Origin of the sequence: Aeromonas sp. FDAARGOS 1410, assembly GCF_019048745.1 — a bacterium.
Lineage (GTDB): Bacteria > Pseudomonadota > Gammaproteobacteria > Enterobacterales > Aeromonadaceae > Aeromonas > Aeromonas jandaei.
Genome location: NZ_CP077401.1, coordinates 3,276,903 through 3,296,467 on the forward strand (window position 1 = coordinate 3,276,903; position 19,565 = coordinate 3,296,467).

Here is a 19,565-nt window from a genome sequence, read left to right on the forward strand (position 1 = left end):
GATGCCAGAACCGATTTCCTCCAGCGCCGCAACCAGCACCCTCACCGGTCTGGCCTTGCTGTTCACCCTGCCCGGGGTGGATCCCTCCGTGGTGCTCGGCGCACTCACCGGCGCGGTGCTGTTTATCTCGGCCGCCGAAGAGCAGGGGCGCCTGCGCCGGATTGCCCTGTTTGTCGCCTCGTTTATCAGCGGCCTGCTGCTGGCCGGCTTTACCTTCCAACTGCTGGAGGTACTGCTGCCCGCCAGCGTCCAGGTCAGCAATGCGATCGGCTCGCTGATCGCCTCCGCCATGATGGTGCGCCTGCTGCAGCTCATCATGCGCAATCAGGATCGGCTACTTGAAGCCTTGTTTAACAAAAGGGGGCAACCATGATCCCGACCACTCCAACCGGTGTGTTTATCTACACCGCCCTTTACGCCCTGATCTGCGCCGCCATCTTCCTGCGAGTCATGCTGTTTGACCGCAAAGGTGGCGAGTATCGCGCCCTGCCCGCCTGGATGGCGTGGCTGCTCTGCGTGCTGTCAGGCTCCATTCCGCTGCGCTTTCTGTTCGGCGGCATTCCGGTGCCGGATCCGGCCGCCTTCGGGCTCGCCCTCTTCCTGCTGTGCGCCGTGCTCAACACCCGCGGCTCGGTGCACCACCTGCTGCCCCGGGGCAAACCGTCCAGCACCGACCATGCCCGGGATATTTACCGGAGGTACCAACCATGAGCCTGATAAAAGGGGATACCGGCTCCGCTGTGGCCGACCTGCAACGCCGCCTCACCGCCGCCGGTTATCCGGTGGCAGTCGATGGTTGGTTTGGTGAGGCAACCGAGCAGGCGCTGATAGCCTTCCAGCGGGATTACATGATCGCCGCCATCGGTCAGGCGGGCCCGCGTACCCTGGCCGCATTGCTCGGCAGTGAGCGCGGCAACCAGCTGACCATCAACCACATGCAGGCCGGCGCCGATCTGCTGGCGGTACCGCTGGCCACCATGGCCACCGTTGCCCAGGTCGAGAGCATCGGTGAAGGCTTCACCCAAGCCATGCGCTCGGTGGTGCTGTTCGAGCGGCATGTGTTCTACAAGCAGCTCACCAAACACCAAGGCAAGGCGGCCGCCGACCAGTTGGCCGCCCATTACCCCAACCTGGTCAACCCCAAGCGCGGCGGCTATGCGGGCGGCGCTGCCGAGTGGGAACGGCTGCAACTGGCCATCAGCCTGCATCGGGATGCGGCCATCGAGTCGGCCAGCTGGGGCATGTTCCAGATCATGGGCTACCACTGGCAGTCGCTGGGTTTTGCCTCTGCCAGCGACTGGCAGAACGCCATGCAGCGCAGCGAGGTCGAACACCTCACCGCCCTGTGCCGTTTTATCCAGCAAGACCCCGCCATGCATAAGGCGCTGCAGGGGCGAAAGTGGGCGGATTTCGCCCGCCGCTATAACGGCCCGGCGTTTAAGGAGAACGACTACGACATCAAGCTGGCCAAGTGGTTTGCGCACTTTACCAAGGTCTATCAGGTGCAGGAGGTAGCCAATGTGGCGTGAGCTGCTGGGCTCGCCCGTCAGCTGGTTGCTGCTGGCGTTGGTTGTCGCCCTTGGTGGCTGGGGCTGGTCAGCCCGCTCGGCGGCCAAGGCCAAAGGGGACGTCACCACCCTGCAAACCAGTCTCAAGGCAGCCGACGAGAAAACCAGAGAGGCCGAGCGGCGCGAGCAGCTTAAAGAGACAGCCATCGCCACTCTTACCCGGGAACTGACCACCCAGGCACAAGCGGCGCAGCAGCTGCAGGGCCAGCTCGACCTGCTGGCGCAGGCCGCTGCCACCCGCGCCGACACCATCAAGAGGCTCAAACGTGAAAATGCCGAACTCAAGGCTTGGGCTGATCGCCCTCTACCTGATCCTGTTATCAGGCTGCTCCAGCGCCCCGCCCTCACCGGCGCCGCAGATTATCAGGCTCACCTGTCTGGCCCCGAGCCCCTGCCAGCTGCCGCCGGCGGCGCCACTCAATAACGGCGACTTGCTCGACCAGCTGAGCCAGACCGAGGCCGCCTGGGCCAGTTGCGCCGCCAAGGTCGATAGCCTCATCACCTGCCAGACACGACAACAACGGAGTGAAGATGGAAAAGCCAAAACAGATCCGTGAGGTGCTGACCCGCTGCGTACCGCACCTCAAGACCAACCCGGACAAGCTGCACATCTTTATTGCCCCGGGCAATATTGAAAGCACCGGCGCCCGCTCCCTCTCGTTCGAGTGGCAATACCCGCTCACCATCGGCATTGAAGACTTTGCCGGCCACCCGGATCAGATCATGGTGCCGCTGCTGGCCTGGCTGCGCCAACACCAACCCGAGCTGATGACCAACGACGAGCAGCGCAAAGATGGCATCACTTTCGAGGCCGAATACCTCGCCAACGACCTGATGGATCTCATCATCACCGTCAAGCTGACCGAGCGGGTCAAGGTATGGCAGAACGAACAGGGGATAGGCTGGGAACATCTGCCAGAGCCACCGGAAGACCCTTATGACGGCATCACCTGGGAGCTCTTTATCAACGGGGAACCGCAGCCATGGCCACCGACGACCTGAACCGGCTGGTCAGCTGGGCCGATGCTCTGCTGGCCAGCATTACACCGGCCGCCCGCCGGCAACTGATGGGGGAAATGGCCCGCAACCTGCGTGCCAGTCAGAGCAAACGGATCAGGGCCAACATTCAGCCCGATGGCAGCCCCATGACCCCGCGTAAGCCACTAAAAAAACTGGCGAAAAAACGCGGCACAACCCGCCGCAAGATGTTTCAGCATCTGGTCAGCCCCCGCTGGCTCAAGGTAACCAGCACCGAGCATCAGGCAGTGATCGAGTTTGTCGGCTCGGCCAACCGCCTCGCCACCATTCACCAATACGGCCTCAAAGACCGCATCAAGGGCCGCGAAATCAGTTATCCGGCGCGGGAGTTGTTGGGGATAACCTCTGAGGAGGTGGAGCTGCTGGAAGACTTTTTGCTGGCACGGTTGACCTCATAACTCCATCTGGTGCTTACCTGCAGCTCGGGATAAGCTGCATCGATTGAGGCCTAAATGGATTATTCACATGAAGGAACGCATACAAGATTTTCTGATGAGCCTGATCCTCGAGCCTGGATTTTTGAAGGGTGTCGGTAAATGCTGTATCACTATCGCTTCGGCAGCTATTTCTGCTGGATTCTTGCTCTCTAGATTCCATCACCGCGTCGACCGAGTTCACAACAGAATAGAAGCCATAACTAACGGTCAAGTCGTCTTACCCCAGCCAATAAGCCCTTTTGCGCAATGGCCGTTGATTAATGCTCTCATTCCCGAGACTGCTGGCGCCTTCTCTCTCTACGCTGTACTTTTCACTTTTGGCCTGATGCTCGTCTATGTTGGCAAGCAGATTGATCATGCTCACTAATTGGCCCTGATTTGTGGTTAATGGTGGCTCTTAGTCGCTTTTGGCGGTTGTCCGTTGCGCAGTATTGCGTAATAATGCGCCTGAAATTCCGAATCGGGACTACGCTAAGAGCAAGGCGTACAGCCTTAACCAACCTCAGACAGAGAGTCATCATGCACACAGCAAACAAATTCAAACCCCACACCAAAGTGCGCCAAGATATGGTGCATAAAGGGGTTGCTGTGGCCTTAAAGCGTCCTCATGCCCACCCCCATGAGACCATGAAGACTGCCGTAACGGCCGAGCAGCTCGATCGCCTCGCCATATTGTCTATGGCGTCCATCCTGACAAGTGACCCCAAAAACGCCACGTTTTCTGAAATCTGACCCTGTCGGCCCTCATGAAGATCACAAGAGTCGTCAGCTATGACGCGATGTTCAGGGCCGACTTGACAGATGATCCAGAGTTAGAGGCGAGCAAGACACAACTACTCAAAGACTTCAAAGCATACTTGCAACGTGGGCAACATCTCTACACCAAGCCAACGGGGATCTTTGGCAGAGATGAGCTCTATGATCACCCAGACACGCCCTCCAGTGTCAAAGCAGCCAAGTTACGCCATGTTCATGTACTGCCACTGAGTACGCTATCCGTGAGCTACAGAGGCTTCAAGTACCGTCAAACCTCTGATGTGCATCTGGTGTACTGTATCGATGAGCTAAAAGGCCATGCTTGCGTCATTGCCTTACTGAAACCTGGGCATGCTATGGCACGGAACGCTCTATTTCTAAGACGACTTGCCGAGATTGCCGAACAGTTCTTCAACCGCTAATCAACTGTAAATCACCACTCTGTGTTTGCCCCCAGCCGAAACAGACATCCCCTGCCCTGACGGAAATCGCTACCCTGCTGCTGGTGTTGTGTGCAGTCGGGCGGGTTTGTGTTGATTGGTGGTTGGGTTGGTTGCGTGATAGGGCGCGAGCAACGGCAACATCCGTTGCCGGGATTGAGACCCCGCAGGCATTAGAGCGGACAATGCGCGCACGTGTGTTTTTTGTGCGGCTCAGTAGTACCCGCAATTTCTGTTATGGCGGGCTGGGCTGGGCAGCCTCACGGCTGATGCCCGATAGTCTAAACCCTGTTCAGCTCGTCACCAGTCGAGATTGAGACCTCTTTGGTGGCGATTTACCTGTATCTCATCATGAACAACATCACCAGTTTTACCCCTGCTGAGATCATCAGCCTTCAACAAGGCCAACCTGTCACCACGTCCTTGAAAGTGGCCGAGCTCTTTGGCAAGCAGCACAAAGACGTACTGCACAAGATCGTCACCCTCGACTATTCCGAAGGTTTCAATGAGCGCAATATTGAGCTCATTATCTATCAAGTATGGGAAAGGTGAGGCAGTCTAGTCCTGAAATAAATTTACACATTGTCTCTCCACTCAGAGCCTAGGGGCTCTGTATTTCAACGTATGATGCAGTCTCTCCACGTTGTAAATATCCACTGCCTCACGAGCCATCTTATCGTCTGTGTCTCCTTACAAAAAAGATGCCAAAAGAGCTATCACATTCCCATCAGGAACCTGCAAGTGATTAGCGGGAACTATAGATTGACCACCAAGAACTTGTATGTTACTGTTTTTTTAATCCTAGAAACAACTTTAAGGCAAGCATTATGAATAGCGAGAGTAAGGCCACTACGTTCTCGAGTATCACACTTCTCCTATTGAAGGAGCTTCGTTTAGAGCGCAACATTCACCAAGCCCAAATTGCCGACTTCTGCGGCAAAACACCCAGTGCATGGACAAAAATCGAAACGGGTCGAAGCCCACTCTCAATGGAGATCTTCTTCCGCGTCTGCAATGGGATGCAAGTACTACCATCAACGGTCCTATCTGCGATGGAAAGATACGCGGCTCTGCTAGGCCAAAATGGATGGGCTGTTGTTTCAAAAGAATTGGAAAATGAAGATCATCTACTTGCGGAAGCCCAAGAGTATTACGGTTCACCTGGTTTTCGCGCCAGACTGAATTTTGCGTTTACCTCAGTGCTTAATGGACCAACATATAACCCGAACGGAATGGTTGAACCGTCACCAGTCTTTTTGTTTGCATTATCTCAGGACTTTAAAAATACCCAGTTAACCCCCACCGCCTTCACCTTCTAAGTTAAGACGAACATTACTGCACAGAAGGCTTTCCTGATAACGACTGTCGCCCACTGACTACACCAAGTCATTGTGTAGCGCCGCAACACAATGGCAGCCCCTCGCATTCAGGGGCCATTGTCCAAAACAATGGCCCCATGCACTCGACCCCAACCGAACTCAAACGCCTGATCGACAACCTGATCCGCATTGGCACCGTAACAACCGTGCGATCTGGGGAATGTCGCGTCAAAACAGGCGACATCACCACCAACTGGCGGCCCTATACCACAGAACGGGCCGGGGCTAACCGTACCCGCCACCGCCTGAGCCTGGGCGAGCAGGTGATTTTGCTATCGGTCAGCGGCGATCTGCGCAATGCCTATATCGTCGGCCGCCTCAATGCTGACCAGTTCCCCGAGCCGCTGGCCGAGGATGACAACCCAGATCTCGACCGCACCGAATACGCCGATGGCGCCGTCATCGAATATAACCCTGAAACCGGAGCACTCAACGCCACCGGCATCAAGTCAGCCAACATCGAAGCCTCCGTCACCGTCAAGCTGATCACCCCGCTGGTCGAATGCACCAAGGCGCTCAAGGTCGGTACCACAATCAGCGCGGGCGGCAAGATTACCGCCCCCAACGCAACCATCGGCGGTATAGAAGTCACGACCCACAAACACAAAGACACCATGCCGGGCAGCGGCACATCAGGGGGCCCGGTATGAACTGGCTCGGCATGAATGCCGCCAATGGCCGCGCCATCAGCGTCACCGACCACATCATCCAATCGGTGCGCGACATCCTCATCACCCCGGTGGGTTCGCGGGTGATGCGCCGTGACTACGGCAGCGAGCTCTTTTACCTCATCGACATGCCCCAGCATCAAGCCACCCGCCTGCGCCTGATGGCTGCCACCGTGCAGGCCCTTATCAACTGGGAACCCCGCATCACCGTCACCCGCGTCGATGTGCTGGGCGGCGGCATGGATGGTGCCCTCACCATCGAGCTCACCTGGCAGCGTAAAGATGGCGGCGCGCCCGATTCAAAAACAGAAAGTGCCTCCATCACTATCCCCACAGGAGCCGCCAGTTGAGCACCATTACCCTCTCGCAACTGCCACAACCCGATGTGATCGAACAGCTCGATTACGAGACCCTGCTCGCCGAGCGCAAGGGGTATCTCGTCAGCCTCTATCCGGCAGACCAACAGCAGGCCATCGCCGCCACTCTGGCGCTCGAATCCGAACCCATCACCAAGCTGCTGCAGGAGAATGCCTATCGGGAACTGATCTTGCGCCAGCGCATCAACGATGCCGCCGTGGCCAATATGCTGGCGTGGGCCAAGGGGAGCGACCTCGATAATCTGGTGGCCAACTGGAATGTGCAACGCCTTACCATCCGGCAAAGTGACCCAAGTGCCACTCCGCCGGTACCCGAAATCAAGGAAGATGACGAAGCGCTGATCCTGCGCGCCCTGATGGCGTGGGATGGGCTGAGTGTCGCCGGTCCGACCGGGGCCTATGAGTATTTCGCCCTCTCGGCCGATGGCAAGGTGGCAGACGCCAAAGGTTCAAGCCCATCGGGAGCAGTGGCCATCGTCACCATCCTCAGCACAGAAGGGGACGGCACCGCTGACACGGCGCTGATCGCCAAGGTGGACCAGGCACTGAGCCACGAAGACAAGCGACCGGTGGCCGACCGACTCACCGTACAAAGCGCGAGCATCATCCACTACACCATCACCGCTCAATTACACGTCAGCAGCCAGGGAGCTGAGGCGAATGTGGTCCTCCAGGCCGCCCGCGATCGGCTTGCCGCCTTTATCAATCCGCGCCGCCGTATCGGGGTCGAAGTACCCCGTTCAGCTATCGATGCCGCCCTGCATGTGCAGGGGGTGACCAAGGTCGATCTGCCGGGTTGGGCCGATATCACCCCGAGCCAGACCCAAGCAGCCTACTGCACCGCCTTCACTGTGGAGCTAGCCACATGAATAGCCTGTTACCACCCAGCACTACCCGCACTGAGCGCAATTTGGCCGCCACAGGTGACCAGGCGATGCAGTTACCGATCCCGTTTCGCTCACTCTGGTCACCCTGGACATGCCCCGCCCACCTGCTGCCCTATCTAGCCGCCAGCTGGAGCGTCGACCGCTGGGATGACAAGTGGCCAGAGGCTACCAAGCGCCAAGTGATCGCCAACAGCTACTTCGTCCACAGTCGCAAGGGCACCATCGGCGCCATCCGCCGAGTGGTTGAACCGCTCGGCTATCTGATCCGGGTGCTGGAGTGGTGGCAAGAGACCCCACAAGCCACCCCAGGCACCTTCAAGCTCGATATCGGAGTGCTCGACACGGGCATCACCGAAACCATGTATCAGGAGCTAGAACGGCTTATCGCCGACGCCAAACCCATGACCCGCCATCTGACGGGGCTGGCCATCAGCATGGAAACCCGTGGCCCGCTCTATCTGGGGGCAGCCTGCTACCTGGGCGACGAGCTGACCATCTACCCCTACAGCCCCGAGGTCATCGAGATCCGTGGCCAGCAGTGGCACGGCGGCGCCCTGCACACCCTCGACACCCTGACCATTCACTCGCAACAGACAGGAGGTGCCCATTAATGAGTGCCATCTATTTCGCCATCCCCACCCATGCGGGACAGGCCAAAATCGCCAACGCCATCGCGCTGGGCGTACCGCTCAAAATCACCCAGATGGCGGTGGGCGACGGCAACGGCCAGCCAGTCACCCCCAACCCGGCACAGACCGCCCTGGTGCGGGAGCAACGCCGCGCCCCCCTGAACACCCTGTTTCAAGACCCGCTCAATCCGGCGCAGCTGGTAGCAGAGCAGATAATTCCCGAGAACGTCGGCGGATGGTGGATCCGCGAGGTGGGACTCTATGACGAAACGGGCACGCTGATCGCTATTGCCAACAGCCCTGACACCTACAAACCCCAACTATCAGAAGGCTCTGGCCGTACCCAGACCATCCGTATGGTGCTGATCGTCAGTGACACAAGCGCGGTAGAGCTCAAGATTGACCCTGCTGTGGTACTGGCCACCCGCAAATACGTCGATGATGTAATAAAAGTGCACCGGGAGAGCCGCGATCATCCAGATGCAACCGAAGCAGCCAAAGGCTTCACCAGATACGCCACCCAGACAGAAGTGAATGAAACGGGCACCGCCAATCAAAAAGCCGATACAGTTATCACGGTGAAAACCCTGTGGGGATGGGTTAAGCAGGCCAGTGAAACTGTGCTGGGTATGATGAAGGTGGCAACACAAGACCAGTTGATAGCTGGCACCGCTGATGACCTTGCAGTCACCCCCAAGAAATTACGAATTGGATTCTCGTTAAAACTGGGTACCACAGGGTATCTATCTCTGCCTGTCTGGCTGGGTTCGTTTATTTTTCAATGGGGTTATTTGACAGTTCCGACGGGGATGATAGGAGGAATAAAAGCAGATATCACATTCCCCATCGCCTATCCAAATGCCGCCTTAGGTATCGCAACAACATCAGGGGTTACCATCGGAAGTCTAGATACCAACGCAGAATACCGTTTGTGTCGTCAGGATTTTAGTGTGGGCATCCCGACACAAACCGGCGTATCGGCTCAGGCATTTGTGGAAAACTACGCATTCCACTCTCGCAGCTTTTACTGGATATCTTTGGGGCGATAACCATGAATTATTACTACTCGTTCACCCAAAAGGGGTTTTATAACGACAGCATCAATGAGGTTCCTGATGATGCGGTTGAGCTGCGCAAGGAGGATTATGACCGACTGCTAGATGGCTTGACTAACATAATGGATATTGTCGATGTAGACGGATATCCGACCTTAAAGGAGAGGGAACCACAATCGGATCACGAAATAGCATCCGCTGAATTGAGCTCATACATGGCACTGGCCAACCAACAAATCGCCGTTATCACCCCCGCCGTCGATGGCGGCTATGCCAAGCCAGAGCACACCCAGTTGCTGGCCGACTGGCAGCGTTACCGATACGAGCTGACGCTGGTGCCGGAGCTCGATGGCTGGCCTGAGTCGCCGCAATGGCCAACCGAACCGGAAAAAGTCATCTGACCAACCACCACCCCGCCCTGTGCGGGGTGTTTCGTTACTGCCGTCCGTTACTCCATTGTCACCGCCCATCCAGTGTATCCACGCCAGATACACTGGCCGCCGCTCGCCTGCGATCCCCTGCCCCTGCATCCTGACCCTGCTCACATCACCTGCATTACCTACGCAAAGAATGCTCCGTCCGGACAACAGGAGAACCTATGGCACTGGACCAATTCCACCACGGCGTGCGCGTCGTCGAAGCGACCGACGGTACCCGCACCATCCGCACCGTCGCCACAGCGGTGATCGGCATGGTCTGCACCAGCGAAGACGCCGACGCCACCTACTTCCCCCTCGACAAGCCTGTGCTTATCGCCAACCTGCCAGCGGCCATCGCCAAGGCGGGCAGCGAGGGGAATCTCAAGCGCTCGCTGCAAACCATCTATGACACCGTCAACACTATCGTTATCGCCGTGCGTGTGGCTAAAGGCGCAGATGCAGCTGCGCTGACCAGCAACATCATCGGCACCATCAAGCCCGATGGTAGCTATACCGGCCTCATGGCGCTGGAGCGGGCCAGCCCGGCTACCGGCGTCAAGCCGCGCATCCTCTGCGTGCCGGACAACTGCACACTGCCGGTGTCCACTGCGCTGGCGGGCATGGCCAAGAAGCTGCGCGCCTTTGCTTATGTACCGACCATTGCCGAGACAGTCGAGGCTGCGCTGGCCTACCGTGAAAATTTCTCCAGCCGTGAGCTGATGCTGGTGCATGCCGACTGGACGGCGTGGGACGTTACCGCCAATGCCAGTATCAAGCTCGATGCCTGCCTCAAGGCCGCCGCCATGCGGGCACTGATCGACAAAGAGATTGGCTGGCACAAGACCTTGTCGAACGTCGGCGTGACCGGGGTCGATGGCATGACCAAAAACCTGTTCTGGGATCTGCAAGACCCCGACACCGAGGTCGGCTTGCTCAACGCCAACGAAGTCACCGCACTGATCCGCTCTGACGGCTTTCGCTACTGGGGCAACCGCACCTGCTCCGATGATCCCCTGTTCGCCTTCGAGAACTACACCCGCACCGCCCAGATCCTAGCTGACACCATGGCAGAGGCGCACATGTGGGCCAACGACAAGCCGCTGCACCCTTCCCTGGTCAAAGACATCGTCGAAGGGATCAAGGCCAAGGGACGCAAGCTGGTGAACGGCGGGTACTTGCTCGGGTTTGACTGCTGGTACAACGAGGAGCTCAACGACAAGGACACCCTCAAGGCGGGCAAACTGCGCATTGATTACAACTACACCCCGGTGCCGCCGCTCGAAGACCTCGGTTTCATCCAGCGCATCACCGACCACTACCTGATCGACTTCGGCGCCCGCGTCGCGGCCGCAGCATAAGGAGCCACCATGGCACTGCCACGCAAACTCAAACGCTTGAACGTCTTTCTCAACGGCGAGAACTGGGTGGGTGAAGCGGAAGATTTCACCCCGGCCAAATTGACCCGCAAGTTTGAAGCCTATCGCGGCGGCGGCATGGGCGGCGCCGTCAACATCGATATGGGCCACGATGACAGCGCCCTCGATGTCTCGTTCACCTTCGGCGGCTATGGGGAACCCCTGCTGCGCTGCATGGGGGAACCCAAGGCCGACGGAACCATGGTGCGCTTTGCCGGCTCGGTACAGGGCGACGACACCGCCGAGGTGGTACCCGTCGAGATCATCTGCCGTGGCCGCTTCAAAGAGCTCGACCGCGGCACCCTCAAGGCCGGTGACAACTCCCAAGCCAAGGTCGGCATGGTCAACACCTACTACAAGGAGACCATCAACGGTCAGGTGATCCATGAAATCGACCTCATCAACATGATTGAGATCGGCCCCGATGGCGTCGACCGCATGGCCGAACACCGTAAAGCCCTCGGCCTATAACCCCTTCCCTCATCCAATGGGCGGTCCTTATCCAACCAATAAGTGCCGCCCTCACCACATCACCAGGAACCGACACCATGGAAAACAAAACCGTTACCCTCGACCAAGCCATCCAGCGCGGCGACACTACCCTCACCGAGATCCAGCTGCGCAAGCCCAAGGCGGGCGAAATGCGCGGCCTCAATATGACCGATGTGGTGCAGATGGACGTCAACGCCCTCACCAAACTGCTGCCCCGCATCACCACCCCCATGTTGACCGAAGCCGAGATTGGCAACATGGATCCGGCTGACCTGATGCAACTGGGCAGCGAGGTAAGCGCTTTTTTGGTACCGAAGAGAATGGCCTACCTCATTGCGTAGACGAGGTGATGGCCGATCTGGCCATCATCGCCCACTGGCCGCCGTCCGAGATGGCGGTCATGGAGATCAGCGAGCTGATGGGCTGGCACCAACGCCTCGTTGAGACTCACAACCGCATCAACGGGGCAGAACAACAATGAACCCTCTCAAACTTCAAATCCTGCTTAACGGGATCGACAAGCTCACCGCCCCCCTCAAGGCAGCCAGCGGCCAGAGCCGCATCACCGCCAAAGACCTGGTCGACACGAAAAAGCGCATCAAGGAGCTGGAAGCCCAGAGCGGCCAGATTGATGGCTATCGCACCCTCGGCCAGCAGATTGGCGCAACCCGCGCCCAGCTGACCCAAGCCCAGCGCGACGCCCAGCAGATGGCCCAGCAATTCGCCAAGGTCGAGCAACCGACCAAGGCCATGACCCGCGCCATGGAACAGGCCAAGCAAAAGGTGCGCGACCTCTCCCAACAAGAGCGGGAAATGGTCGCCCGTCATGGCAGCCTGAAACGGGCCATGGGCGAGGCAGGCATCAACACCAAACAGCTGGGCCAGCACCAGCGCCAGCTCAAGAGCGATCTGGCCTCCGCCAACAGCCAACTCGACCAGCAACGGGCCAAGCTGGGGCAACTGGCCGACCAGCAAAAGCGCCTCAACCAGATCAAAACCAACTACGACAAAACCATGTCGATGCGCGGCACTCTGGCGGGCTATGGCGCTGCAGGGATGGCCACCGGGGTCGCGGCCATCTACAAGGGCACCAATCTAGCGGGCAAGGCGATGGGCTTTGATGTCGATATGTCCAAGGTGCAGGCGATCACCCGGCTGAGCAAAGAGAGCAGCGAACTGGCCGCCCTGCGGGCCCAGGCTCGGGAGCTCGGCGCCAATACCGCCTTCACGGCAGGCGAAGCCGCGCAGGGTCAGGGCTTTCTGGCCATGGCCGGTTTCACCCCCAAGGCAATCCGTGACGCCATGCCAGGGGTGCTCGATATCGCCAAGGCGGGCGGCATCGAGATTGCTGCCGCCGCTGACATCGGATCCAACGTTCTGACCGGCTTCAAGCTGCCGGCCAACCAGATGAACCGCTTGGGGGATGTGATGGTCGGCACCTTCACCCGCGCCAACGTGGACTTGCAGATGCTGGGTGAAACCATGAAATACGTGGGGCCGGTAGCCGCAGGGCTCGGAGTCGACCTTGAAACTGCCTCCGCCATGGCGGGCAAGCTGGGGAATGCAGGGATTCAGGGCAGCATGGGCGGGACAGCCATCCGTGCCATTCTCGGCCGCTTGGCCTCTCCGCCCAAGGCGGCGCACGATGCGCTGGCCGCCCTCAACGTCAAGACCTCCGATGCGGCGGGCAACCTGCGCTCGTTGCCAGATATCCTGGACGAGCTCTACAAGAAAACCAGCAAGATGGGGGACGCCACCCGCTCGGGCTACTTCAAGGCCATCGCGGGCGAAGAGGCATTTGCCGCCCTGACCGTGCTAACCGAGCAGGCCGGTTCCGGCAAGCTGCAGGAGCTGATCGCCACGTTGAAGCAAACCCAAGGGGAAGCGGGCAAGGTCGCCAAGGTGATGGCCGATAACGCCATCGGCGATCTGGACAACCTCACCTCCGCCTGGGATGACGTGGGGATCCAGATGATGGAGACCGAGAACGGCCCACTGCGCGGCATTATCCAGCGTATCACCGAGATCATCCAGGTCACGGGCGACTGGATGCGGACCAACCCAGAGTTGACCTCTACTCTGACCCGTATCGCGGCAGTCACCGCCGTAGCGGCTGCCGCTGGCGGGTCACTGCTGCTGATTGTGGCGGGTCTGCTGGGGCCACTGGCCGCCATCAAAATGGGGCTTTCTACCCTGCTGGTTTATGGCGGACCACTGCTGACCTTCATCAAGGCACTGACCATGGGCATGGTCAGGCTCGGGATCGCCATGCTCACCACCCCGATCGGCTGGGTCATCATGGGGATTGTGGCAATCGCGGCCGGGGCCTACCTGCTCTATAAACATTGGGATGGGGTCACCAAGTGGTTCAGCGACCTATGGACCCAGTGCAAGGCCCCTGCTCTCGCCTTCTGGGAACTCCTGAAAGAGCTCTTCTCATGGACCCCCATCGGCATGCTGATCATGCACTGGAACGAGATCTGGGCCTTCTTCGATACCCTGCCAGCAGGGGCCGCGAACAAGGGTAAGGCCATCATCGACGGCCTGATTGGCGGCATCAGCGCCAAGTGGGAGAGTTTGAAGAACAAGATCAAAGCCCTCACCGACCTGCTGCCGGACTGGATGAAGGGGGGCGGCTCGGTCACCGCCAACGTCAATCCGTCCGGCTACCTCACCGGCAACTACAACACCCCGGCCATGGCGGGCGGTTCGGGATACGGCCCACGCATCGTCACCTCGGTGCGACCAGTGGCCCGAGGCAACAGCACCACCCAGATCCACGCCCCGATCAGTATCACCCAGCAGCCGGGACAATCAGCCACCGATGTGGCGCAAGAGGTGCGCCGCGAACTGGACCGACGCGAACGGCAGGCGGCTGCCAGTGGCCGTGCCTCCCTGACCGACCGCAACTAAGGAGCAACCACCATGATGATGACCCTGGGCTGGTTCGTGTTTATGCGCTCGACCGTGGCCCCCCAATCCCAACAAGACGAAAAATCATGGCGCCACCCAGGCAATAACAGGGTCGGCGCCCGCCCCTCATATCAGTACCTCGGGCCTGATGACGAGCTCAGCACCCTGAGCGGTGTGCTCTATCCAGAGCTCACCGGCGGGCCAGTCTCCCTCGACATGCTCAATAGCATGGGTGACAGCGGCCAAGCCTTCCCCCTGATCCAGGGGGATGGCGTGATGCGCGGCTCGTTCGTGATAGAGGGGATCAGCACCACCCGCAGCGAGTTCTTCCAGGATGGCAGTGCCCGAAAAATCGAGTTCAGCATCAAGCTCAAGCGGGTCGATGACAACGACAGCTCCCTCGGCAATACCCTGCTCGGCCGCACCGCGGGCAACCTGCTCGGTAGATTGGGCGTCGGCAAGCTGCTGAACACCGTAGGCGGCAAACTCGGGGGGATGCTCTGATGGAGGCATTCGACCAGTTCGGTACCCGATTGGCTGAAAACCTTGGTATCACCAGCCAGCTGGATGCCCTGAGCCAGCAGCATCCGGCGCCCGCCTATCAGGTGCGGGTCGATGGCAGCGATATCTCGGGCACCCTGCGCCCGCGCCTGATGCACATGACCATCACCGATAACCGGGGCTTTTCTGCCGACACCATCGAGATCGCCCTCGATGACAGCGACGGCAAGCTGGCCATGCCGCGCCGTGGGGCCACCCTGCAAGCCAGCATCGGGTGGCAAGGCGGCCCCCTGGTCGATAAAGGCACCTTCAAAATTGACGAGGTGGAGCATGGCGGCGCACCGGATGTGCTTACCATCAGAGGCAAATCGGCAGACCTGCGCGGGGGCATGAACAAACTGCGCGAGCGCAGCTGGCATTTCGAAACCATCGGCGCCATCGTGGAGCAACTGGCCGCCCGCTATGGCCTGACCCCAAGCGTCGGCGACGCCTTCAAGGGGATGGTGATCGACCACATCGACCAGACCAACGAGAGCGATCTGGCCTTTCTCACCCGCCTGGCGACCGAGCAGGATGCCATCGCCACCGTCAAATCTGGCCGTCTGATGTTCATCAAGGCAGGCAATGGCACCACCGCCAGTGGCAAGCCACTCCCTGCTATCACCATCACCCGCCAAGACGGCGATCAGCACCAGTTCTCGGTGGCTGACCGCGATGCCTACACCGGTGTCATCGCCTACTGGCAAGACAACAAAGCCGCCGAGAAAAAGAAAATAGAGGTGAAGCGCAAGCGAAAGACCAAACCGAAGGAGGAACGACCCCTGCCGCCGGGCGTGGTGGTCAACAAGAAGGAGAACGAGCTACTGGTTGGCGACAGTGAGAACGTCAAAGAGCTGCGCCACGTTTACGCCAGCCAGAGCAACGCTATGCGGGCAGCCAGGGCTGAGTGGGAAAAGCTGCAGCGTGGCGTGGCCGAGTTCCAGATCACCCTGGCCAAAGGCCGCCCCGAACTCTACCCGGAACAACCCACCACCGTCAGGGGCTTCAAACCACAAATCGACGAGGCCGACTGGCTACTCACCAAGGTGGTGCACGACCTTACAGATCAGGGCTACACCAACCGCCTGCAACTCGAAGTGAAGCTGGAAGAGCTACCGGAGTGACAACCGGATGCGAAAAAGGCCCCACAATGTGGGGCCTTCCTCATTCTGACTGACAACGCACCGAGACATGGCCAGGGAAAGGCGCCGCATGAAGTGCGCCATCAGGCAGAGCGGCATCATACAAGAAGACCGTGTCACTACCCATTACAAGAAGAGGTGAGCCACTCAAAAAAACGCTGTCGCCACTTTGTCGCCACTTAGGCAAAAGAAAAAGGCCACTATTTCTAGTGGCCTTCTGTAACTCTTTGATTTTAATGGTGCCCGAGGCCGGAATCGAACCGGCACGACGCGAACGTCGAGGGATTTTAAATCCCTTGTGTCTACCGATTTCACCACTCGGGCACCGTAATCGGTATCAAGCTCGCGCCGCGGGCTTGTCAATATGGAGGCACGTTCCGGAGTCGAACCGGACTAAACGGATTTGCAATCCGCTGCATAACCGCTTTGCTAACGCGCCATGCAAAAGAGAGTTGGCTCTCTATTGTCTGAATTTGGAGCGGGAAACGAGACTCGAACTCGCGACCCCGACCTTGGCAAGGTCGTGCTCTACCAACTGAGCTATTCCCGCATTGGTCTGGCTGACTGCCTGACTACGAGGACGCATTCTAGCGATGTTCCCCGCCCAGTCAACCAGAAATATTTAATTAACTGATCGTTCGGGCGTTTTTTGCCCTTTTTGCACACTTTTAGCGCCTTTGGCCGTTTCTTGTCTGAAATTGCGAGAAACGGCCTGTTACTGCCTGATAACTCAGAAGCTGGAGTGATGGGTCAGATCGCTCCAGGCTGCCTTCATGTACTGGAACATCGACCAGAAGGTGAGCACGGTAGCGACATAGAGCAGCACGTAGGCCAGCCACACCATCCAGACGTTGTATTGCCAGATAAGACCGGTCAGCGACACCATCTGGATCATGGTCTTCCACTTGCCAATCCAGCTCACGGCCACCGAAGAGCGCTTGCCGAGCTCAGCCATCCACTCGCGCAGTGCGGAGATGATGATCTCGCGACCAATCATGGTCATGGCGGGAATGGTGACCCAGATGGTGTTGTAGTGTTCGACGATGATGACCAGTGCTGTGGCCACCATGATCTTGTCGGCGACCGGGTCGAGGAAGGCACCGAAGGCGGTGGATTGATTGAGCTTGCGGGCAAGATAGCCATCAAACCAGTCGGTGGCAGCGGCCAGAATAAAGACGATGGCAGCGGCCAGATAGGACCACTGGTAAGGCAGATAGAACAGGATGACGAAGACGGGAATGAGCAAAATCCGGAAAAACGTCAGCATGTTAGGTATGTTTGTCATTATTTTCAGCCACTTCTTGTACGTCGCTACATAGTGCGCCAAAGCCGATTTGCGATGCAACCGCACTGACGCCCGTCTTGGTCTTTTTTAATCCATCAACCCTTTCGCAATACCGCGCCATTATGGCATTTACGGCCCCCCTGCGTCACGGCTCTTGTGCATCAAGGAGTTAGCGAATGTTCCCGGTTAATCATCTCATGAAAAAAACAGTGTCATTCAACACTCAGGCCGAATGCAGACCATCGTGGATGGCTTGGGCCAGCTCCTGACTGATGCCGGGCACCTTGGCCAGTTCATCCACACTCGCCTTTTTCACCTCCTGCAGGCCGCCCAGATATTTGAGCAGTGCCTGACGCCGCTTCGGCCCCACTCCCGGAATATCCTCCAGCGTGCTGCTGGTGCGGGCTTTGGCTCGCCGTGCCCGGTGGCCGGTAATGGCAAAACGGTGGGATTCATCGCGAATATGTTGAATAAGGTGCAAAGCGGGCATATCTGCCGGCAAATGCAACTCTTCGTGGCTCTCCCCCATGATGAGCGTTTCCAACCCCGCCTTACGGGTGACCCCCTTGGCAATGCCCACCAGCAGCGGATATTTGCCACCGAGGAACTCCAGCTGGCGCGCCAGGATCTCTTCGGCGCGGCGCAGCTGGCCGAGGCCGCCGTCGATAAAGAGCACGTCCGGCACCTTGTCCGGCTCCTGCTGCTTGCCAAAGCGCCGCTCCAGCGCCTGCTCCATCGCCGCGTAGTCATCGCCGCCGGTGATGCCGTCGATATTGAAGCGGCGATATTCGGAGCTAAGCGGTCCCTCCCGGTTGAACACCACGCAAGAGGCCACCGTGCGCTCCCCCATGGTGTGAGAGATATCGAAACACTCCATGCGGGCGATGGGGCGCTCCAGCTCCAGCAGCTCTTCCAGCTGGTCGTAACGGGCGGTGATGGTGCTCTTGTGTGCAAGCCGCGAGCGCAGCGCCGTCTCGGCATTGATGGAGGCGAGCTTGATGAAGCGGGCCCGCTCGGCACGGGTACGGCTCACCACCCGCACCTTGTAGCCGGCGGTCTGGCTCAGGGTCTCGGCGATGACGTTCTCATCTTCCAACGCCACGTCGAGCAGCACCTCGCTCGGGATCTGCCGTCCCCCCTGCCCCGACAGATAGAACTGCAGCAGGAAGGATTGCACCACCTCGTCGAGCTGGGTATCGGCCGGCACTTTCGGGAAGTAGCTGCGCGAGCCGAGCACCTTGCCCTGACGGATAAAGAGCACGTGAATGCAAGCCGCCCCCTGTTCGAAGGCGACCCCCACCACATCCAGCTCGTCCAGCACGTTGCCACTCACCGACTGCTGTTCGGTGACCCGGCGCAACGCCAGGATCTGATCCCGATAGCGGGCCGCCTCTTCAAAACGCAGATCGCCGCTGGCGGACTCCATCTTGCCCACCAATTCGCCGATCACCTGCTGGTTCTTGCCCGCCAGAAACAGCTTGGCCAGCTCAACCTGCTGGGCATATTCGGCCTCGCTCACCAGTCCAGGCACGCAAGGGCCAGCGCAGCGCTTGAGCTGATAGAGCAGGCAGGGACGGGTGCGGTTGGCGTAGACTGCATCCTCGCACTGGCGCACCGGAAAGATCTTCTGCATCAGGTGCAGGCTCTCGCGCACTGCGCCACCGGAAGGGTACGGGCCGAAGTACTCCCCCTTGATCTTGCGGGCACCGCGATGGACGCCGATGCGCGGATGCTGATGCGCGGTGATGATGATCCAGGGGTAGGATTTGTCGTCCCGCAGCAACACGTTGTAGCGGGGCTGGTACTGCTTGATCAGGTTGTGCTCGAGGATCAGCGCCTCGGTCTCGGTGTGGGTGACGGTGACCTGGATATCGGCGATCTGGCGCACCAGAGTACGGGTCTTGATGCTGTCGACATTGGCCCGAAAGTAGGAGGCGAGCCGTTTTTTCAGATCCTTGGCCTTGCCCACGTAGATGACGGTGCCGCCGCTGTCATACATGCGGTAGACGCCGCTCTGGTGCGTCACGGCGGCGAGAAAAGCTTTGCTGTCAAAAAGGGGCTCGGGAGAGAGGGTCATCGGCAACTCGACTCAACGGATGAAGGCAAAAAGACGGGGGAGAGCATA

The 19,565-nt window shown here is 59.0% G+C and carries 27 protein-coding genes and 3 tRNA genes; 25 read left to right on the forward strand and 5 right to left on the reverse strand.

The window, feature by feature from the left end; all coding sequences use genetic code 11:
• Nucleotide 1: 1 nt before the first annotated feature.
• The 25 genes from I6L40_RS15165 to I6L40_RS15280 all read left to right on the forward strand — a co-directional run bounded on the left by I6L40_RS15165 (nt 2) and on the right by I6L40_RS15280 (nt 16,137).
• A complete protein-coding gene (locus I6L40_RS15165; RefSeq protein ID WP_216994502.1) occupies nt 2-373 on the forward strand; it encodes a putative holin in 372 nt (123 codons plus the stop codon).
• Nucleotides 370-711 (forward strand): phage holin family protein, encoded by a 342-nt coding sequence (locus I6L40_RS15170; protein ID WP_013723873.1) that lies wholly within the window; start codon nt 370-372, stop codon nt 709-711. Before I6L40_RS15165 ends, I6L40_RS15170 begins: the two co-directional genes overlap by 4 nt.
• Nucleotides 708-1,529: an N-acetylmuramidase family protein gene (locus I6L40_RS15175; RefSeq protein ID WP_216994503.1), complete on the forward strand. Its 822-nt coding sequence runs from the start codon at nt 708-710 to the stop codon at nt 1,527-1,529. Before I6L40_RS15170 ends, I6L40_RS15175 begins: the two co-directional genes overlap by 4 nt.
• Nucleotides 1,519-1,992, forward strand: coding sequence for an Rz-like lysis system protein LysB (gene lysB / locus I6L40_RS21075; protein ID WP_254204040.1), 474 nt, complete (start codon nt 1,519-1,521; stop codon nt 1,990-1,992). The genes I6L40_RS15175 and lysB overlap by 11 nt, the downstream gene beginning before the upstream one ends.
• Nucleotides 1,883-2,125, forward strand: coding sequence for an Rz1-like lysis system protein LysC (gene lysC / locus I6L40_RS15180; RefSeq protein WP_254204107.1), 243 nt, complete (start codon nt 1,883-1,885; stop codon nt 2,123-2,125). The genes lysB and lysC overlap by 110 nt, the downstream gene beginning before the upstream one ends.
• Nucleotides 2,100-2,570, forward strand: a complete 471-nt coding sequence (locus I6L40_RS15185; RefSeq protein ID WP_139746577.1) for a phage tail protein — start codon at nt 2,100-2,102, stop codon at nt 2,568-2,570. The genes lysC and I6L40_RS15185 overlap by 26 nt, the downstream gene beginning before the upstream one ends.
• Entirely contained in the window at nt 2,552-3,004 is a 453-nt protein-coding gene (locus I6L40_RS15190; protein ID WP_216994505.1) for a phage virion morphogenesis protein, read from the forward strand. The genes I6L40_RS15185 and I6L40_RS15190 overlap by 19 nt, the downstream gene beginning before the upstream one ends.
• 67 nt (nt 3,005-3,071) lie before the next feature.
• Nucleotides 3,072-3,410 carry a hypothetical protein gene (locus I6L40_RS15195; protein WP_216994506.1) on the forward strand — a complete coding sequence of 113 codons (339 nt, stop codon included), beginning with the start codon at nt 3,072-3,074 and terminating at the stop codon, nt 3,408-3,410.
• Between the two features lie 152 nt (nt 3,411-3,562).
• A complete protein-coding gene (locus tag I6L40_RS15200) occupies nt 3,563-3,775 on the forward strand; it encodes a hypothetical protein (protein WP_216994507.1) in 213 nt (70 codons plus the stop codon).
• 14 nt (nt 3,776-3,789) lie between these two features.
• Entirely contained in the window at nt 3,790-4,221 is a 432-nt protein-coding gene (locus I6L40_RS15205; protein ID WP_216994508.1) for a type II toxin-antitoxin system YafO family toxin, read from the forward strand.
• A 369-nt stretch (nt 4,222-4,590) separates the two neighbouring features.
• Nucleotides 4,591-4,791, forward strand: coding sequence for a Rha family transcriptional regulator (locus I6L40_RS15210; protein WP_216994509.1), 201 nt, complete (start codon nt 4,591-4,593; stop codon nt 4,789-4,791).
• 275 nt (nt 4,792-5,066) lie between these two features.
• Complete coding sequence (locus I6L40_RS15215) at nt 5,067-5,558, forward strand: helix-turn-helix transcriptional regulator (RefSeq protein WP_216994510.1); 492 nt, start codon at nt 5,067-5,069, stop codon at nt 5,556-5,558.
• A 137-nt stretch (nt 5,559-5,695) separates the two neighbouring features.
• Nucleotides 5,696-6,268 (forward strand): phage baseplate assembly protein V, encoded by a 573-nt coding sequence (locus I6L40_RS15220; RefSeq protein WP_216994511.1) that lies wholly within the window; start codon nt 5,696-5,698, stop codon nt 6,266-6,268.
• On the forward strand, nt 6,265-6,636 hold the full coding sequence (locus I6L40_RS15225) for a GPW/gp25 family protein (protein ID WP_216994512.1): 372 nt from the start codon (nt 6,265-6,267) through the stop codon (nt 6,634-6,636). Before I6L40_RS15220 ends, I6L40_RS15225 begins: the two co-directional genes overlap by 4 nt.
• Nucleotides 6,633-7,532 carry a baseplate J/gp47 family protein gene (locus tag I6L40_RS15230; RefSeq protein WP_216994513.1) on the forward strand — a complete coding sequence of 300 codons (900 nt, stop codon included), beginning with the start codon at nt 6,633-6,635 and terminating at the stop codon, nt 7,530-7,532. The genes I6L40_RS15225 and I6L40_RS15230 overlap by 4 nt, the downstream gene beginning before the upstream one ends.
• Entirely contained in the window at nt 7,529-8,161 is a 633-nt protein-coding gene (locus I6L40_RS15235) for a phage tail protein I (RefSeq protein WP_216994514.1), read from the forward strand. Before I6L40_RS15230 ends, I6L40_RS15235 begins: the two co-directional genes overlap by 4 nt.
• A complete protein-coding gene (locus I6L40_RS15240; protein WP_216994515.1) occupies nt 8,161-9,228 on the forward strand; it encodes a phage tail protein in 1,068 nt (355 codons plus the stop codon). The genes I6L40_RS15235 and I6L40_RS15240 overlap by 1 nt, the downstream gene beginning before the upstream one ends.
• 2 nt (nt 9,229-9,230) lie before the next feature.
• Nucleotides 9,231-9,635: a tail fiber assembly protein gene (locus I6L40_RS15245; protein WP_216994516.1), complete on the forward strand. Its 405-nt coding sequence runs from the start codon at nt 9,231-9,233 to the stop codon at nt 9,633-9,635.
• Between the two features lie 203 nt (nt 9,636-9,838).
• Entirely contained in the window at nt 9,839-11,011 is a 1,173-nt protein-coding gene (locus I6L40_RS15250; protein WP_367948934.1) for a phage tail sheath protein, read from the forward strand.
• Nucleotides 11,012-11,020: 9 nt separating this feature from the next.
• Nucleotides 11,021-11,539 carry a phage major tail tube protein gene (locus I6L40_RS15255; RefSeq protein WP_216994518.1) on the forward strand — a complete coding sequence of 173 codons (519 nt, stop codon included), beginning with the start codon at nt 11,021-11,023 and terminating at the stop codon, nt 11,537-11,539.
• Between the two features lie 77 nt (nt 11,540-11,616).
• A complete protein-coding gene (locus I6L40_RS15260; RefSeq protein ID WP_019445430.1) occupies nt 11,617-11,901 on the forward strand; it encodes a phage tail assembly protein in 285 nt (94 codons plus the stop codon).
• A gap of 8 nt (nt 11,902-11,909) precedes the next feature.
• The gene (locus I6L40_RS15265; RefSeq protein ID WP_041202707.1) at nt 11,910-12,041 is read left to right on the forward strand and encodes a GpE family phage tail protein; all 132 of its coding nucleotides are present in this window, start codon (nt 11,910-11,912) and stop codon (nt 12,039-12,041) included.
• Nucleotides 12,038-14,473, forward strand: coding sequence for a phage tail tape measure protein (locus I6L40_RS15270; protein WP_216994519.1), 2,436 nt, complete (start codon nt 12,038-12,040; stop codon nt 14,471-14,473). Before I6L40_RS15265 ends, I6L40_RS15270 begins: the two co-directional genes overlap by 4 nt.
• Before the next feature lie 12 nt (nt 14,474-14,485).
• Nucleotides 14,486-14,977, forward strand: a complete 492-nt coding sequence (locus I6L40_RS15275; protein WP_216994520.1) for a phage tail protein — start codon at nt 14,486-14,488, stop codon at nt 14,975-14,977.
• Nucleotides 14,977-16,137: a phage late control D family protein gene (locus tag I6L40_RS15280; RefSeq protein WP_216994521.1), complete on the forward strand. Its 1,161-nt coding sequence runs from the start codon at nt 14,977-14,979 to the stop codon at nt 16,135-16,137. The genes I6L40_RS15275 and I6L40_RS15280 overlap by 1 nt, the downstream gene beginning before the upstream one ends.
• A gap of 255 nt (nt 16,138-16,392) precedes the next feature.
• On the opposite strand, the gene I6L40_RS15285 is transcribed toward I6L40_RS15280, so the two are convergent.
• The 5 genes from I6L40_RS15285 to uvrC form a co-directional block, all read right to left on the reverse strand.
• Nucleotides 16,393-16,479 (reverse strand) — tRNA-Leu (locus I6L40_RS15285).
• 41 nt (nt 16,480-16,520) lie between these two features.
• Nucleotides 16,521-16,594, reverse strand: a tRNA-Cys gene (locus I6L40_RS15290).
• A 35-nt stretch (nt 16,595-16,629) separates the two neighbouring features.
• Nucleotides 16,630-16,705 (reverse strand) — tRNA-Gly (locus tag I6L40_RS15295).
• Nucleotides 16,706-16,885: 180 nt separating this feature from the next.
• Entirely contained in the window at nt 16,886-17,440 is a 555-nt protein-coding gene (gene pgsA / locus I6L40_RS15300) for a CDP-diacylglycerol--glycerol-3-phosphate 3-phosphatidyltransferase (protein WP_041208501.1), read from the reverse strand.
• A 223-nt stretch (nt 17,441-17,663) separates the two neighbouring features.
• Complete coding sequence (uvrC, locus tag I6L40_RS15305) at nt 17,664-19,517, reverse strand: excinuclease ABC subunit UvrC (protein ID WP_041208502.1); 1,854 nt, start codon at nt 19,515-19,517, stop codon at nt 17,664-17,666.
• Nucleotides 19,518-19,565 lie beyond the last annotated feature (48 nt).